Annotated in this window: 18 protein-coding genes; 6 read left to right on the forward strand and 12 right to left on the reverse strand. The window is 37.2% G+C overall.

Annotated features, from left to right (window positions below; all coding sequences use genetic code 11):
- Positions 1–81 precede the first annotated feature (81 nt).
- Positions 82–816, reverse strand: a complete 735-nt coding sequence (locus tag HMPREF2937_RS01450) for a CHAP domain-containing protein (RefSeq protein WP_023015016.1) — start codon at positions 814–816, stop codon at positions 82–84.
- Between the two features lie 572 nt (positions 817–1,388).
- Here HMPREF2937_RS01450 and HMPREF2937_RS01455 point away from each other — a divergent pair.
- Both HMPREF2937_RS01455 and HMPREF2937_RS01460 read left to right on the forward strand, forming a co-directional pair.
- Complete coding sequence (locus HMPREF2937_RS01455; RefSeq protein WP_070863868.1) at positions 1,389–2,441, forward strand: LLM class flavin-dependent oxidoreductase; 1,053 nt, start codon at positions 1,389–1,391, stop codon at positions 2,439–2,441.
- Between the two features lie 13 nt (positions 2,442–2,454).
- Positions 2,455–2,811, forward strand: a complete 357-nt coding sequence (locus HMPREF2937_RS01460; protein ID WP_023015013.1) for a DoxX family protein — start codon at positions 2,455–2,457, stop codon at positions 2,809–2,811.
- 60 nt (positions 2,812–2,871) lie between these two features.
- Here the strand turns inward: HMPREF2937_RS01460 and HMPREF2937_RS01465 are convergent, their stop codons facing one another.
- The gene (locus HMPREF2937_RS01465; RefSeq protein WP_070863869.1) at positions 2,872–5,133 is read right to left on the reverse strand and encodes an ATP-binding cassette domain-containing protein; all 2,262 of its coding nucleotides are present in this window, start codon (positions 5,131–5,133) and stop codon (positions 2,872–2,874) included.
- 322 nt (positions 5,134–5,455) lie between these two features.
- On the opposite strand from HMPREF2937_RS01465, the gene HMPREF2937_RS01470 reads away from it, so the two are divergent.
- Positions 5,456–5,812, forward strand: a complete 357-nt coding sequence (locus HMPREF2937_RS01470) for a transcriptional regulator, SarA/Rot family (RefSeq protein ID WP_002479629.1) — start codon at positions 5,456–5,458, stop codon at positions 5,810–5,812.
- Between the two features lie 93 nt (positions 5,813–5,905).
- Here the strand turns inward: HMPREF2937_RS01470 and HMPREF2937_RS01475 are convergent, their stop codons facing one another.
- On the reverse strand, positions 5,906–6,331 hold the full coding sequence (locus HMPREF2937_RS01475; RefSeq protein ID WP_070863870.1) for a very short patch repair endonuclease: 426 nt from the start codon (positions 6,329–6,331) through the stop codon (positions 5,906–5,908).
- Between the two features lie 178 nt (positions 6,332–6,509).
- On the opposite strand from HMPREF2937_RS01475, the gene HMPREF2937_RS01480 reads away from it, so the two are divergent.
- Together HMPREF2937_RS01480 and HMPREF2937_RS01485 are read left to right on the forward strand one after the other, a co-directional pair.
- On the forward strand, positions 6,510–6,986 hold the full coding sequence (locus HMPREF2937_RS01480) for a TspO/MBR family protein (RefSeq protein ID WP_070863871.1): 477 nt from the start codon (positions 6,510–6,512) through the stop codon (positions 6,984–6,986).
- Between the two features lie 36 nt (positions 6,987–7,022).
- Complete coding sequence (locus HMPREF2937_RS01485; RefSeq protein WP_070863872.1) at positions 7,023–7,883, forward strand: patatin-like phospholipase family protein; 861 nt, start codon at positions 7,023–7,025, stop codon at positions 7,881–7,883.
- A gap of 89 nt (positions 7,884–7,972) precedes the next feature.
- Here HMPREF2937_RS01485 and HMPREF2937_RS01490 read toward each other — a convergent pair whose 3' ends face one another.
- From HMPREF2937_RS01490 to HMPREF2937_RS01520, 7 genes are read right to left on the reverse strand one after another with little or no spacing between them, the layout of a single operon-like run.
- A complete protein-coding gene (locus tag HMPREF2937_RS01490) occupies positions 7,973–8,812 on the reverse strand; it encodes an urease accessory protein UreD (protein ID WP_002479625.1) in 840 nt (279 codons plus the stop codon).
- Entirely contained in the window at positions 8,812–9,426 is a 615-nt protein-coding gene (gene ureG / locus HMPREF2937_RS01495; RefSeq protein ID WP_002479624.1) for an urease accessory protein UreG, read from the reverse strand. The genes HMPREF2937_RS01490 and ureG overlap by 1 nt, the downstream gene beginning before the upstream one ends.
- A gap of 12 nt (positions 9,427–9,438) precedes the next feature.
- Entirely contained in the window at positions 9,439–10,128 is a 690-nt protein-coding gene (locus tag HMPREF2937_RS01500) for an urease accessory protein UreF (protein ID WP_002479623.1), read from the reverse strand.
- The gene (gene ureE / locus HMPREF2937_RS01505) at positions 10,121–10,573 is read right to left on the reverse strand and encodes an urease accessory protein UreE (RefSeq protein ID WP_060803651.1); all 453 of its coding nucleotides are present in this window, start codon (positions 10,571–10,573) and stop codon (positions 10,121–10,123) included. The genes HMPREF2937_RS01500 and ureE overlap by 8 nt, the downstream gene beginning before the upstream one ends.
- A gap of 13 nt (positions 10,574–10,586) precedes the next feature.
- Positions 10,587–12,302 carry an urease subunit alpha gene (ureC, locus tag HMPREF2937_RS01510; protein ID WP_002479621.1) on the reverse strand — a complete coding sequence of 572 codons (1,716 nt, stop codon included), beginning with the start codon at positions 12,300–12,302 and terminating at the stop codon, positions 10,587–10,589.
- Positions 12,299–12,712: an urease subunit beta gene (locus tag HMPREF2937_RS01515; RefSeq protein ID WP_057509904.1), complete on the reverse strand. Its 414-nt coding sequence runs from the start codon at positions 12,710–12,712 to the stop codon at positions 12,299–12,301. The genes ureC and HMPREF2937_RS01515 overlap by 4 nt, the downstream gene beginning before the upstream one ends.
- 16 nt (positions 12,713–12,728) lie before the next feature.
- Positions 12,729–13,031: an urease subunit gamma gene (locus HMPREF2937_RS01520; RefSeq protein ID WP_002479619.1), complete on the reverse strand. Its 303-nt coding sequence runs from the start codon at positions 13,029–13,031 to the stop codon at positions 12,729–12,731.
- Positions 13,032–13,327: 296 nt separating this feature from the next.
- Between HMPREF2937_RS01520 and yut the strand changes: the two genes are divergently transcribed.
- Entirely contained in the window at positions 13,328–14,257 is a 930-nt protein-coding gene (gene yut, locus HMPREF2937_RS01525) for an urea transporter (RefSeq protein WP_002479618.1), read from the forward strand.
- Positions 14,258–14,312: 55 nt separating this feature from the next.
- Here yut and HMPREF2937_RS01530 read toward each other — a convergent pair whose 3' ends face one another.
- Entirely contained in the window at positions 14,313–15,239 is a 927-nt protein-coding gene (locus HMPREF2937_RS01530) for an iron-hydroxamate ABC transporter substrate-binding protein (RefSeq protein ID WP_070863873.1), read from the reverse strand.
- Between the two features lie 164 nt (positions 15,240–15,403).
- Positions 15,404–16,549 (reverse strand): acyl-CoA dehydrogenase family protein, encoded by a 1,146-nt coding sequence (locus HMPREF2937_RS01535; protein ID WP_083326900.1) that lies wholly within the window; start codon positions 16,547–16,549, stop codon positions 15,404–15,406.
- Positions 16,550–16,691 lie beyond the last annotated feature (142 nt).

Genomic DNA, 16,691 nt, shown 5'->3' on the forward strand with positions numbered 1-16,691 from the left:
TAAGCAATAGAAATAAAAAAAGGGTATAAAAAAACCAACTGATTGTAGCTGATCAGTTGGTTTATATCGTAAATTTATTAATTAGTGGATGTAGTTGTATCCGCCTGCTTGGCTAGCTGAGATTGTACGTGTAGTTACAACGCCAGGACCTTGACCGTAGTTCATTTCTGAAACGTTTACTGAACCGTCGCTGTTTACACTTTCAACGTATGCAACGTGACCGAAAGCACCTTGGCTAGTTTGTAAGATTGCGCCAGCTGATGGGTTGTTGTTTACAGTGTAACCTGAAGCTGCTGCTGCGTTAGCCCAGTTGTTAGCGTTGCCCCAAGTTGAACCGATTTTACCGCCAACTTTGTCGAATACGTAGTAAGTACATTGACCTACAGTGTATAAGTTAGCACCTGATGATGAACGGTTAGCGAATGTGTTAGTGCTTGTTTTTGGTGCTGAAGTAGTTGTTACTTTAACGTTGTTGTCTGATGTTGAGTATGAAGCACCTAAACCGCCAGTACGTGGAGCAGTTGCTTGTGTATTGTAGCTAGTGTAGTTTGTATAGTTATTGTTAGCTGTGTTGTTGTTATTGTATTGAGCGTAAGTACCATAGTAGTTATTGAATTGATTAGATTTGTTCCAGTTACCTTCCCAAGTGTAGTGGTAGTTACCATCTTGATCAATTGTATATGAGTAGCTGTAAGAATAAGGATCGTTTGAGTTGTATCCGTTATTTTGTGCAGCGTCTGCATCGTGATTAGATAAAGTTAAAGCAGCGATTCCTAAACCTGCTGTAGCGATTGTAGTAGTAGCGATTTTATTCATGATAAAATATCCTCCTAAAGATAATAAGCTAAATTATTTTTTAAGTCTCGTGACTGGATTAACATTTACTAAATTTCATAATTTGTTTTGTTTGTTTCGTTCTCTTAACGACAAGACTTACTCTACCAAAAAAAATTGCACTTGTGTGGTTTGTTATCGTTTTGTAATTTAGTTCTAATAATTATGTATTTGGATGTAATAAGCATGAAAGTAGGACTATAGTCTTAGAATGTTGATGTTATCGCATTTTTAACATTTTTAATTATTTGTAAAGGATTTTCATATTACAGTCTTGTAATATAACAGAAAACTTTGAAACATAATTTCTAATGAATAAATGTTGCTCTGTAGTTAATATGACGGAGATTTATTTTTAAAATTCTGTCGAATAGATAGTCATCTAATTAAACACAATAGGTGGATGTTAACTATTAACTTAATGTAAAGTTAGGCTTTTCTTCATTAAATGGAAGTTTTTATCTCTTTGTTCAGCTCGAGTTGAAAGTATTGACTTAAGGAAAGAACAGATGTATTATTTAAGTATAAAAATTATACCTAAAGAGGTGAAAAAAGTGAAACTCGAAATTGGAATGACATCCTTTGCAGACAACACTGATATTTATACAGAAAACGGCATTCAAGAAAAATTAACAGCAGCAGAACGTATTAGAAACATCGTAGAAGAAATCCAACTTGCTGATGAAGTAGGGCTGGATGTATATGGATTAGGTGAACATCATCGTTCAGATTATGCAGTTTCAGATCCTGTGACTGTACTTGCGGCAGCAGCGACAACAACGAAACGTATTAAACTTTCATCGGCAGTAACGGTTTTATCATCAGATGATCCAGTACGTGTCTATGAACGTTTTGCGACATTGGATGCAGTATCTAACGGACGTGCTGAAATTATGGTAGGGCGCGGTTCTTTTATCGAATCTTTCCCATTATTCGGTTACAACCTTGATGATTACGATCAATTGTTTATTGAGAAGTTGGAATTATTGAAACGTATCAATCAACATGAGATTGTTAAATGGGAAGGCGGTTTGCGTCCAGCAATTAACAACTTAGGTGTATATCCTAGAGCAGTGCAAAAGGAAATTCCAATTTGGCTCGCAACAGGAGGCACACCAGAGTCTTCTATGAGAGCTGCAGAGTTCGGTTTACCGATTACCTACGCGATTATCGGTGGTAATCCTAGACGTTTCAAACGTAATATTGCAGTGTATCGTGCAGTTGCTGAAAACAGAGGTTATCGCGCAGAAGATATGCCGGTTGCAGTACATTCTTGGGGTTATATCGCAGAGACTGATGAAGCGGCACAACGTGAGTTTTACGCGCCGACTAAAGTCGTACATGATATCATCGCCAGAGAACGTAATTGGCCGCCATACGATCAAGCGCATTTCCAACGTGAAATCAGCGATGAAGGTGCAATGTTTGTAGGAAGTCCGGAAACAGTCGCAAAGAAAATGATTAAAGTAATCGAAGAATTGAACTTGAATCGTTTCATGATTCACCTGCCAGTAGGGTCTATGCCACATGACCGTGTAATGCATGCAATTAAATTATACGGAGAAAGGGTAAAACCTATTGTAGAGGAATATTTTAATAATAAATAAAGGAGATTGTATTATGTTATTACGTTATTTAAACAATATTAAAATCGCTAAGGAATTATTACAGGCTTCAGAGCCAAAATTAAAAGGTGACGCAGGTATGAAAGATACTTTCGCAAATGTGTTCGGCCTTGATTCTAAATGGGTAACAGTTGCAGGTACTTTAGAAGCAGCAAGTGGTTTAATCTATTTACTAAGCTTCGGCAACAAAAAAATGACAAATGTTGCTTCATTATTAGCAGTAGGTGTATTAGGTGTTGCAGCTTACAAACACTACGAAGCAGGTCATGGTAAAGAAGGCGCTAAACACGCAACTGACTTATTGAAATTAGCTGCATTATCTTCAGCTGATACAATTTGCAGTAAAAAATAATAAATAATCAGTGTATATATGAATAAGGCTCAATCACAAAACTGTGGTTGAGCCTTTTTATTATGCTTGAGTATAACGTTTTAAATGTTTGGCAGTTAAGGTATCTGTTTGTAGGAAGTCTTTAGGCAAGCCGCTGAATAAGATTTGTCCTCCTTCTAAACCTGGACCTGGTCCGACATCAATGAGCCAATCCGCTTCACACATCATGGATAAGTTATGTTCAATCAGAATCACTGTATTCCCAGCTTCAATTAAATCATAGAAGCGATTCAATAGTAGAGGAATGTCTTCTTCATGTAAACCTGTTGTCGGCTCATCAAAGATATAAACATAATCAGTTGTCGGTTCGACTAAATGCTGACTTAATTTAACGCGCTGAATCTCACCGCCAGATAAGGTGTCTAGCGGTTGACCGAGTGCCATATAATTTAATCCAGTTTGGCTTAATGATTCTAATGCATCTTCAATTTCTTGATGCCCTTTAAAGAATTCTAAACCTTCATCTACAGTTAAATTTAAAACATCCGCAATATTATAACCGTCAACTGTTGCTTCTAATACTTCAGGTTTATAGCGTTTACCATGACACACTTCACAAGTCTGAGAAAAATCAGCCATAAAGGCTAGTTCAGTTTTAATATAACCTTTACCACCGCAATTTGGGCATGCGCCTTTAGAATTATAGCTGAACATCGCTTTGCTTAATCCGGTTTGTTGGCTGAAGAATTTTCGTACTTGATCAAAGACACCTAAATAAGTCAGTAGATTAGAACGGCTTGAACCTTGAACTGCTTTTTGATCAACAAAGATAGTGTGTTCATTATCTTCAAATCCTTTTTTGACCAAAGTACTCTTACCAGAACCTGCGACACCTGTCATAACCGTCATAACTTGTTTAGGTAAATCAACCGTGACATCTTTTAAATTATTTTCTGTAATTGGTCCGAGATGGAAATATCCTGCAGGTTGACGCACGTCATTTTTAAGGTGATGTGGTTTTCTTAACGCATGACCTGTCGCTGTATCAGATTCTAATAATGCTGGATAATCTCCTTCAAATGTAATTTCTCCACCATTCTTACCAGAACCTGGTCCCATATCAATGACATAATCCGCTTCTTTAATAACATCAGGATCATGTTCAACAATTAAAACAGTATTGCCTTTTTCTTTAAGTGATTGTAAAATAATATTGATTTTTTGTATATCTTCAGGATGCAAACCAACACTGGGTTCATCAATAATATAAACTAAATCAGATAAAGGACTATTCAAATGACGGATTAATTTAAGACGTTGTGCTTCTCCACCAGAAAGTGTTGTTGTGACACGGTCGAGTGTTAGATAGCTTAATCCTATGAAATCTAGGGCTTCAAGTTGTTTTCGAAGCGGCGCAATAATAAATTCTGCAGTTGGTTGATTCAATTGATCTAAAAAAGCCAAGTTCTCTTTAATTGTCATTTTAGTAAAATCAGAAATATTATAGCCATTGATTTTACAATTTAATACCTTTTGATTTAGTCTTTGTCCTTCACAAACAGGACATGTTTTAGTGGTAACGACGTGTTTTAAATGGCGTGCATAACGTTTTTTCGCAAAAGTTTTATCGCCTAAAAAGATACGGCTGAAACGCGGAATCAATCCCACATATTTCGCAGTTTTTCTCCATTCTTTCGGTGGATTTTTAAGCTTTGTCGGCTGTTGATATAAAAATAAATCAAGTTCTTCTTTGGTAAAGTCTTTTAACTTTTTGTCATTATCAAACAAACCGCTGTCGCGATATGCTTTTCCTCTTTCTTTATCCGGACCGAAAGAAGGGAAGTCGATGGCACCTTCATTTAATGACTTATCCCAATCTAACAATTCATCTAAATTAATTGATTCAATGTAACCTAAACCTTCACATTCTTTGCACATGCCTGATGGGCTGTTGAATGAAAAAACATCAGAATAGCCTACAAAAGGTGTGCCGATACGTGACCATAATAAACGCACAGATGCGTATATGTCTGAAATTGTGCCGACTGTTGAGCGAGAGTTGCCGTTATAACGTTGTTGGCTGATTGTCATCGCAACAGGCAGATGGTCTATGTGATCGACGCTAGGTCTAGGTTGTTGATTAAGATGAAACTGTATGTAACTTGAATAAGTTTCGTTTAAAAGGTGCTCTGATTCAGCTGCGAGTGTATTAAAAACGAGTGAAGACTTTCCTGAACCAGAACGGCCTGTAAATACAGTTATGAAATGTTTCGGAATGTCTACATCGATGGATTTTAAATTATTCTGTGTCGCACCTTTGACACGGATATAATCTTGTTTCATCCTTTCATCCTCCTTGTTTGTATATGTGATACACATTCATTAATTGTATTCCCCAATATTCATTTATTACTACTTTTATTGCTTTTGATTTTTTGAATAGACAGTCATCCTATTAACCCAATTAACCTTAGTGAAAACTTTACATTCATGATGACTGATTTCAACATTATGACGTTTACTATTTTGATTATTTTAGGAACAAAAATAGATTGTTATTTAATGAGAGTTGTAATAAAATTAGTTTATGTAGGGGCTTGCTTGAAATTATCAGAACAATTCACTAAACATCTTCGAAAAACATCAAGAAGGAGTGAATTTCACTATGAACAATAAAAACATAATTAATGATTTATCAAAATTCGTCACTGTAGCACAAAAAGTAAGAGAGGTCAGTGCTACAATTAAAAGTGAGTTTCAAATCACTTTTGAAGAACTCTTTATTTTAAACTACATTCACAGCAGTGAAAAAGAACGTACAGAGTTCAATGTAAAAGAAATCATTCAACTTTCCAACTTAAAACCATATTTTATTTCTAAAGCGATTCAAAAGCTTAAAGAGCGTAAACTCTTAACTAAAAAAAGAAATAAACATGATGAAAGAACCGTGATTTTAGTAGTTGATCCAGAGCAAAGAAAGGAAATCGAGGCTCTTTGTAAAGCGGTCAGCAAAGTATTTTAATCATAGGAGAAGTTGGGGAATTTAAGATTATTTCAACAGGCACAAAAAATTAGTAATAAAAAAGTGAGTTATTCATTGAGATAGCTCACTTTTTTATTTTTGTTTATTTTGTTCAATCGCATCTAACACTTGTTGGACACAAGCATCCATGTCCTTAAACACTTCATGTTTCTCCCAAAAACGTAAGACAGTATAACCCATTTCTTCTAATTTCTGATTCACTTCTTGATCTCTTTCCATATTGCGTTCTAATTTCGGTATCCAATATGAACGGTTCGTGTGGATTCTTTTTTGTTTAACATTTTCCCAATCATAACCATGCCAGAATTCCCCATCTACAAATACCATTACGTTATATTTAGTGATAGCGATATCTGGGGTGCCGGGTAGTTTCTTATAATTCTTAAAATAACGGACACCTTGGTGCCATAAAGCTTTAGCAAGTTGTGTTTCAGCTTTGCCGCCTGTGCCTTTGATTTTAGACATCATCTTAGAACGATACGCTTTAGATTCTGTCATATAAATTCACCTCATACATATAAGACGTTCTATATTGATATTCCCGAAAAAGCCTGTTGTTATGCAGCATCACGCAGATAATAACATAAACATACAACGATGATATTTAATGCTTTTTCTAAAGGGTAGATACATAAAGTAAAGAAAATAATTATATGAAACAGAAGGAAGGGATAGTTTGAAACAACCATTCAAAGTTCTGAGAGATATTGTACATTTAATAACGCCGACAGCAGGGGGCACTTTGGTAGCAAAATATGCGACAAGCAATGCACGTCAAGTTTATCAAAAAGAAAAGAACCCGCCGTTTTCACCGCCAGGTATTACGTATCCCATTGTCTGGTCAGGTTTATATCTTGCGATGGGCATCGCATATATGATTGCACGTAACGCAAGTAAAGATAAATCTGTACCGATTTCACACTATACACAACTTGGTTTGAATTTCTTATGGTCTGTATTGTATTTCAAATATAAACTACGTGGAGCAGCGATGGTTGAAAGTTATGCTTTATTCGCATCTGTTGTCGTCACGTCAGTCAATTTCTATAAAGCAGATAAACGCAGCGGCTTGTTAATGGTGCCTTATGCATTATGGTGTGCATTTGCGAGCTATCTTGCGACAGGAAGCTGGATTTTAAACAAAGATCAATAATTCATGTCATAATAAAAGTTGAAGGAAGTGAATCATATGGCAACAACATCAGTAATTTTAGGTGCCGGCGGTCAATTCGGCATGGCATGGGAAATCGGTTATTTAAGAGGTTTAGCTGAGAAAGGTTTAGACTTGAGAGATGCCGATGAATTTGTCGGAACATCTGCGGGTGCACAAGTGGGCACAGTTCTCGCATCAGAAGCAGACTGGGAAACAATATGGGAAGAACAACTAAACTATCAAAGAGAAGCTGAAAATCCATTAACGGATGATGATTTAGCAGATATCTTTGCGCAATTTGATCAATTAGAGAAAAATGCGCGTACTGTAGAAGAATGGATTGATGGTATGAGTCAGATGGCTATGCATCCTAAAGTAGATTTGCCTGAAACAGAACGACTCAATATGATCAGAAACAGCTTAGGCAATGCGGTTTCGGGCTGGACACCTAAAATCAAAATTGTAGTGACAGAAGTAGAATCAAATCAACGTCGTGTATTTGATGAAAACTCTGATGTACCGTTAGTTAAAGCTATTGCGGCGAGTGGCGCATTCCAAGGGGCTTATCCGACGATTCAACTGCATGATAAACACTATTATGATGGCGGTTCTTATTCTATGGATAATCCAGATGTCAGTGAAGCGGATAAAGTTGTGGTATTAGCTGCGAATTTACCAGTGAAAACACCTTATGCATTATCTGATTTAGTGGACCATATGCAAGAACGAGGTCAAAGCGTGTATACAGTCAAACCAGATAGCACTGTAATGAGTATTCTGGAAAAATATGATTATAATACAATGAATGGTGCATTACGTAAAGAAGTAGCTGAAGCTGCACGCCAACAAGGACATGAAGAAGCACAAGCGCTTAAAGCATTTTGGAATAAACAGTAACTTATAAAATTATGTATGTAAAAAGGACGGTTATCAAAGAATGAATAACCGTCCTTTAGTTTGCAATCAGGTGTATAACTTGATTGCTATTAATATTTTCTTAAGAAATCTACATCTCTGTCATAATGTTTTCTGACAAGTTGTTGTTGCACGTCATTTAGAATATCTAAAATTAAATCAGTTTGATGTGCAAGAATACGGATACTGATACCATGTGTCGCAAGTTCAGTAATACCGATTCTGCAGTCTTCTTGTTTCGCATAAGGTGCCATAATCTCATAAAGTTCTTCAACGGTTTCTTTATTCGCATCTGGATGAATGAAATAGCAAGACCCTAGATGAGAATAACCTTCCATATAACCTAAAGCATCTACACGATTTTTATTTGGATCCAACAACAAGTTATCATAGACGACTAATTCACCGTCAACGAAAATTTCATTAAGCAGGTGAAGATAGTCATACGTAAAGTGCGCTTCATCTGGAGAATAACCAGGCGTTAAGATATCGGTATAAAACATTGCGCCGGTTTTAGCCAGATGATATTGATTATGCTGATAAAACTTTGCATCTTTATAAGCTATAATCGGATCGCCTACATATTCCATATAAGCGTTATCTTCAATCGTGAACGTTTGGTACTGTTCAACATGATCTTTCAATGTTTTGTAGATTTTTGTTGCACCTTGCGATGTGAGTGTCGTTGCCGCATTTTCTTTCACTTTAACATTTAAGCGATAACGGTCTCCATCTAAATAGCCGCCGCCGACATTAACAATATAGAATGTCGGGATATTTGAGCCATTTAAATAAATAGGGCGAATCACTTTTAATGCTTGTTCAAAAAAGATATCGCGTGCTACAGAACGTTCACCGTCATTAAAGACGGTGATATCTAACTGTCCTGTCCATTGCTTTTCTTCAGACATTACTCTAGTCCTTTAAGCAGCACATCACGTTCAATCCAGTTAATCACATTGTCTAAACCTTCTTCTGTTTTAAGGTTTGTGAATGTGAATGGACGATCACCACGGAAAGTACGTGTATCTTCAGCCATTTGGTCTAAAGATGCGCCGACATAAGGTGCTAAATCTGTTTTGTTGATGATGAAGAAATCAGATTTAATCATACCTTGGCCGCCTTTACGTGGGATTTTTTCACCTTGTGCAACGTCGATAATATAAATTGAGAAATCTACAAGTTCTGGACTGAATGTCGCAGCTAAGTTGTCGCCGCCTGATTCTACGAAAATCAATTCAATATCTTCATGACGTTCAACTAATTCATCAATTGCCGCAAAGTTCATTGAAGCATCTTCACGAATTGCTGTATGAGGGCAACCGCCAGTTTCAACTCCGATGATACGATCTGCAGGAAGTACGCCAGAATTTACTAAGATTTTTTCGTCTTCTTTTGTATAAATATCATTTGTAATAACACCGATGCTTAATTCTTTAGAAAGATGTTTTACTACTTTTTCTACAAGTTCGGTTTTACCTGCGCCTACAGGGCCGCCGACTCCGATTTTAATAGGTTGAGTCATAAATCTTGCCTCCTAAGAAATAAAGATTCGTACATTCACTTTTTCATGTTCCATTTGATTGATTTCAAGTCCTGGTGCAGTGATGCCGAATTCAGATGCTTTAAGCTCAAAAATATGGTCGCGTGTTTGTTTCATAAAAGGAATCATCTGCGTCACAATACGTTGACCTGCAGTTTGTCCTAATGGAATGGCTCTGACCGCATTTTGAGTTAAAGATGAAACGTTTTGATATAAATAATAATCGATAATCATTTCAATATCGACACCGAGATAATGACCAAGCATTGTAAAGCAGATTGCTGGATGCAATTTCGCTTGTTTTGCTTGATATTGTTCGTGATACCAATGAATCCATTCACTATCGTAAAGTTCATCAGCTAGTTTCACCATACGTGTTCCCATTTGTTTGGTACCGACACGTGTTTCTCTCGGCATATTTTGAACAAATAATAAACGATCTAATTCTAACACTCTTTTTTCATCATTCTGATTCAGTGCTTCGTAAACGAAGCGCATCGCTAATCCATCCGCATATGTGAGTTGTTCACTTAAAAAGAGTTTCAACCATTCTTGGAAGGACTGTTCATCATGAACAGTCCCTCTTTGGATATAAGTTTCTAATCCGAATGAATGGCTGAAAGCACCTGTAGGGAATTGCGAATCGCAAAATTGAAACAAGCGTAAAGACGCATGATCAATCATGTGAATGTCCTATATGACGGAAGGCTTTGTTTACTTTGCGATCCTCACGTGAGTGGGGGATGCCTAATGATTTTAATAAATCTTCAACTAAATAATCGTATTGTACCAACATTTCATTTTCTGTGAATTGTGCAGGTAAATGACGGTTACCAAGCTGATGGGCAATATCTCCCATTTCTTGCAGTGAACGTGGTTTGATAACCAAAATATCTTCAGAATTGACATCAACCACGATACGGTTGTTGTCATCTTCATATAAGATGTCGCCATACTGCAAGTCTACAGGGTTTTTTAAGCGGATTCCGATTTCATTACCGTGGTCAGTTTTGACACGTTGGATGCGTTTAACTAAATCAGAGTTTTCTAGATACACTTTTTCAGTGTGCTTTTGTTTTTCTTCAGGTGATAAATTGGCGATATTGCCAAGAATTTCTTCTACTATCATGAAAGCTTGCCTCCTAGAATAAGAAGTAACGTTGTGTTAATGGCAACTCTTTAGCAGGTTCGCTTGTGATTTTTTCGCCATCTACAAACACTTCATACGTTTGTGGATCTACGTCTAATTTTGGTGTTGCTGTATTGTTTTTCATATCTGTTTTACGTAAGTTACGGATATTTTTAACTGGACGGATTAAACGATGCAAGTTCAATTGACGTTGAATATCGTTCATATAAGCAATGTTTGATACGAATGTCATGTTTGTACCTGTCATGTTACCGCCAAGTTGACCATACATTTTACGGAATTTAAGAGGTTCTGAGATTGGAATAGAACCATTTGCATCACCGTTGATTGCTGTACTGATCATTCCGCCTTTTAAGACAACATCAGGTTTTACACCAAAGAATGCAGGCTCCCAAATTACAATATCCGCAAGTTTGCCAGGTTCAATTGAACCGACATATTCAGAGATACCGTGTGTAATTGCAGGGTTGATTGTGTATTTTGCGATATAACGTTTGATACGGTTGTTGTCATTGTATTCTGAGTCGCCATCTAAATAACCGCGTTGTTCTTTCATACGGTGTGCGACTTGCCATGTACGTGTGATAACTTCACCGACACGACCCATTGCTTGTGAGTCAGAGCTGACCATACTGAATACACCCATATCTTGTAACACGTCTTCCGCTGCAATTGTTTCTTTACGGATACGTGAATCAGCGAATGCTACGTCTTCAGGAATAGAAGCGTTCAAGTGGTGTGTAATCATAACCATATCTAAGTGCTCATCAATTGTATTTGTTGTGTAAGGTAGTGTTGGGTTAGTAGATGATGGAAGGACATTAGGATAGCTTGCTGATTTGATTAAGTCAGGCGCATGTCCGCCACCAGCACCTTCAGTGTGGTACATATGAATGACACGGTCTTTGATTGCTTTCATCGTATCTTCCATGAAGCCCGCTTCATTCAACGTATCTGCGTGTAATGCGATTTGAACATCATAATCATCAGCTACGTCTAATGCATGACTTAGCGCAGATGGTGTTGCTCCCCAGTCCTCATGGACTTTCAAGCCGATTGCGCCAGCGTGGATTTGTTCAATTAATGCTGTGTGGTTGTGTGCTTGTCCTTTACCAGTGAAACCAACGTTGACTGGTAGAGCCTCAGCTGCTTCTAACATACGGTGCATATGCCATGGACCCGGAGCAACCGTAGTGGCTTTAGAACCTTCAGAAGCACCAGTACCGCCGCCGATATGTGTTGTAACACCACTTTCAAGCGCAACCCATGATTGTTCAGGGTTAATAAAGTGTACGTGTGTATCAATACCGCCAGCTGTTACGATTTTACCTTCAGCTGAAATGATATCAGTGTTTGCACCGATAATGATATTAACGTTGTCCATAATATCAGGGTTACCAGCTTTACCATATCTCATGATATAGCCGTTTTTAATTCCGATATCTGCTTTGTATACTTTATCGTAATCAATAATAACTGCGTTTGTAATAACAGTATCTGCAACATTACGGTCATCACGTGTTACGTTAGGGTTTTGAGCCATACCGTCACGCACAGATTTACCGCCGCCGAAAGTAGCTTCATCCCCATATGACGCATAGTCTTTTTCTACTCGTGCAAACAAGTTTGTATCAGCTAATCGAATAGAATCACCGACAGTCGGACCATATAAACTTGTATATTGAGATTGTGTCATTTTAAAGCTCATCGATCATACCCACTTTCTTTATTCGCATTTTTCATTCCTTCGTCGTCTTTAATACCAGCGTTCGGATGATTATCGTCTACACGGAAGACACGATCTTCATCAATCGGTCCATTAACCATTCCTCGGAATCCGTAAATACGACGATTACCGTTATATTCCACAAGTTGTACTTTCTTTTCATCCCCAGGTTCAAAGCGTACAGCTGCGCCAGCTGGAATATCTAAATGTTTACCATATGCTTTCTCTCTATCAAATTTTAAGCCATCATTTACTTCAAAAAAATGATAATGAGAACCGACTTGAATAGGGCGGTCTCCTATATTTTTAACAACGATTACTGTTTCAGTAGAATCAGTACCTTTATTTATTTCTATTTCAGTACGTTTTACTATAATTTCACCAGGTCTCATAATATATAATCCCCCTTTAAACAATCGGATGATGTATCGTAATTAATTTTGTGCCGTCAGGGAATGTAGCTTCAACTTCGATGTCTGTGATCATATCTGCTACACCTTCCATTACATCATCCTTATTTAAAATTTGTCTGCCGTAACTCATAAGGTCGGCAACGCTCTTACCATCTCTTGCACCTTCTAACATTTCGTAACTGATGATAGCTACCGCTTCAGGATAGTTTAATTTTAAACCGCGTTTTTGACGTCTGCGTGCAACGTCATTCGCAATAACCAACATCAATTTATCTTGTTCACGTTGAGTAAAATGCAAAGTAATCCCTTCTTTCATATATGTTAAATAATACTAATCCATTGTAAGACTCGACTTATCGATATACAAGAAATATATATTTGTGGTGCCAAATATAATTGCAAATTAACAAGTTAAGGCTTGAATATACACTTTAATTAACCCAAGGGAGTTTTACCTTTTTTGGTACATTTTCAAACAAACGTTGTATTTTAATCTTAAAAAATTATAAATAGAGAGCAATAGGTTTTATTCACAATCCTATTTTGTTAAAATTATAACTGTTTATAAATTTTGAGAAATCAGGTGAAGGATCGATGCGTCAATTAGTCGACGTTGTATTAAAGAATATCTCACAAGTATTATTGTTAAATAATGCTTGGACAGGGCTATTCATTTTAGCAGGTTTATTTGTAGCAAATTGGAAAGTAGGGCTAGCAGCATTGCTTTCTAGTTTGATTGCTTATGTATTAGCACCTTATACAAATTATTCCAAAGAAGAAATCAAAGAGGGGCTGGCTGGTTTTAATCCAGTGCTGACAGGTGTGGCTTTAACCATATTCTTAGTGCCAGACATTAAAGGTATTGGTATGACAGCACTTGCGGTTGTATTGACATTACCGCTTGGTGCCGCATTTCGTCATTTATTATCGCGTTTTGACTTGCCGATGTTGACCATGCCGTATGTGTTTATCAGTTGGATGTTTTTATTTATGTCCTTCCAATTCGAACACGTCAATGCTGGGGTTAATATTTTACCTTCTACGGTACGTGAGATTACATTTTCACATCACGCGATTAACGGTGTGATGACTTTCTTAGATGGCTTTAGTGAAATTTTCTTGGTGAAAAGTACAGTAGGGGGCTTATTGATACTGATCGGTATCTTTATTGCTTCTAAACGTGCAGGTATCTTCTCGGTCGTCGCAAATATTATCGGTGTTTTTGTGGTAATGTTATTTGGGGCAAATCATGATGATATTAATACAGGATTATATGGCTATAATGTTATCTTAGTAATATTGGCTTTAGGTGTTACCTTTAAAGAAACTTCTGTGTTTAACAAATATTTAAGTATGTTATTTGGTATTTTTATCACAGTGGTTGTACATGCTGGTTTAGTGACTTGGTTAAAACCATTCGGCTTGCCAGTATTCACATTACCGTTCATCGTCGCAACATGGTTGATGTTGATGGCAGGTAAACCAAATGTGATGCCTGTTGAAAGCGAAACTGAAAATAAATAATCTATAAAGAAAACGGCTTACACAACCTGTTTACTGTGTAAGCCGTTTTTTCATATTATTTAGAAGCTGCTTGTTCGAGTTTTTCTTTTAAATCTTTACGCATGAATTCTAATGTGTAAGGGTCGTTGAACCAGTATGTTTTCGCATCTACTTTGATGACATGTCCTTCTTTAACTGCTGGTAGGTTTTTCCAAAGGTTTGTTTGAGTATAAGATGGTTCAGCTTTGCCGGCACGTGTTGATACAATATAGTCGCCTGCATATTCAGGGATTTTCTCTTGTTTGATTTCTGCCCAACCATCTTTTTTAACTAGTTCTTTTTGTTTTTCTGGCATTTGTAAGCCGAATGCTTGATAAATCACTTCACCGCCACGACCCCAGTTTGGACCGTACGTATAAAGTTTTTTATCGAATTCATCTAATAATGAGATTGTTGAATCTTTACCGATTTTATCTTGAATCTCTTTACCATCTTTTTTAGTTTCTTTTTTCCAATCCTCTGTCCATTTTTTAGCTTCGTCTTCTTTACCTAACAATTTACCTAGTTCAATTTGTTGATCTAAGTACTTATGTTTTGCGTAGTCGAAAACTACAGTAGGAGCTGCTTTTTGATATTTCTTGATGTTTTTATCTGTTGAATAAACAATGATTAAATCTGGTTTTTGTTTGATTACTTTTTCAACATCTTCGCTGCCAGTGGCGCCGATTTTTTCAACACCTTTGAATTTTTCTTTTAAGATAGGGCTGTCATCGACTTGGCTGTTGACTGCTACAACGTTACCGCCTAATTTTTTTACACCGCCAGCGTATGTAGGTGCAACAACCGCAATACGTTTAGGTTCTTTCGGAATATCTACTTTCTTACCGTTATCCATTGTATATGAACGTGTTTCTTTTTTTGAATCATTTTGATCACTGGATTGTTTACCGCATGCTGCAAGCACAAGGACTAACACAATCAGTGGGATGAGTAATTTTTTCATCTTTATATCTTCCTCCTAATTGAAAACGATTATCGTTTAGCGTTATTCAAAATTATAAAGGGTATTGGCAGAAAGCACAATATAAATTTCTAAATAAATCAACATTTATTATTTGTTTAAAATGAAAAACACTATGTTCGACTATTGAACATAGTGTTAAGTCACTAGAATAAGTTGAGTTCTGATTTGGCAATATTTGTGTAAGCTGCATCTTCCATTGGCGGATTATGCAGACCAGCACGCATGTCACGATAATAGCGTTGAAGCGGGCGATCCATTTCTAAACTTTTCGCACCGACAATGCGCATTGCTAAATCGATGACTTTCAAACCTTGATTCATTACTAAAATTTTACTTGCGGAAGTTTCATTCCAAACAGGTGCATCAGGGGCTTCATTATACGTACGGGCTGTAGACCATAAAAAGGCACGTGCTGAAAGTAATAACGACTCCATTTCACCGATTGATTGTTGGACAGTCGGAAGATGTCCGATAGGGTAATCAATACTATTCGGCTGATGTGTTTTGGCGAAGTCTTTCGCATAATCTGCCGCAGCTTGTGCAATACCTAAATACACACTTGGGATATGCAGAATCCAACCGTTCGGTCCTTTTGAACCGCCCGCAACTTCTACAAAGTTTTCTTGTGGTATATGCACATCTTCTAATACCAGGTCATGACTTTCAGTCGCACGCATGCCGACCACATTCCAAGTTTCAGCAATAGACACTCCAGGCGTTTCTTTTTCAACTAAGAAGAAACCGAATTGGTCTGTGGCTTCATTGTAGCCGCTGACTAAGAAATGGGTTAAAGCTGGCAACATTGAAGTAAAAGTTTTAACGCCGTTTAAAACATATTCTGAACCTGAGCGTTTAGCGTGTGTTGAAGGTTTGCCGCCACGTGTCGGACTTCCAGTATCCGCTTCACTCACCGCTCTATTAATCAACGCACCTTCTTGAATAGCTTGTGCTAATTGATCGAGTAGGTGAGGCTCCCATTTTTGTTCTTTAAATATTTGTCCTGCAGTACTTAAATGCCAACCGATAGATAAAGCTGTGGCACCATCAATAGAACCTAAATAACTTTGGATGATAACCATATCTTCAATTGTCGCACCTTCACCGCCATAAGCTTTCGGCAAGGTTAATAAGGTATAACCTTCTTTAACGAGCCAATCAATATTCTCGTGAGGGAAGCGGCTATGCGCATCATTGTATGCTGCATGTGCTTGAAATTCGTCTTTGACTGATTGTAATTTTGTTAACCATTTACGTTGAATCTCTGTATGAATTAATCCTGATTCTAACAATGTCATTCCTCCTGACGTTTGTTGCCTTGTTAAGTTTAGTGTATCACTCGGAATAGAGAGTTGGTAGTTTTTAGCGGTCTGCATTTGTTTTACGAGAAAAGCTAGACATCATACAATTAAATTTCTGGTTAAATGCTTACTT

The organism is Staphylococcus sp. HMSC061G12 (assembly GCF_001838465.1).
GTDB classification, from domain to species: domain Bacteria; phylum Bacillota; class Bacilli; order Staphylococcales; family Staphylococcaceae; genus Staphylococcus; species Staphylococcus simulans.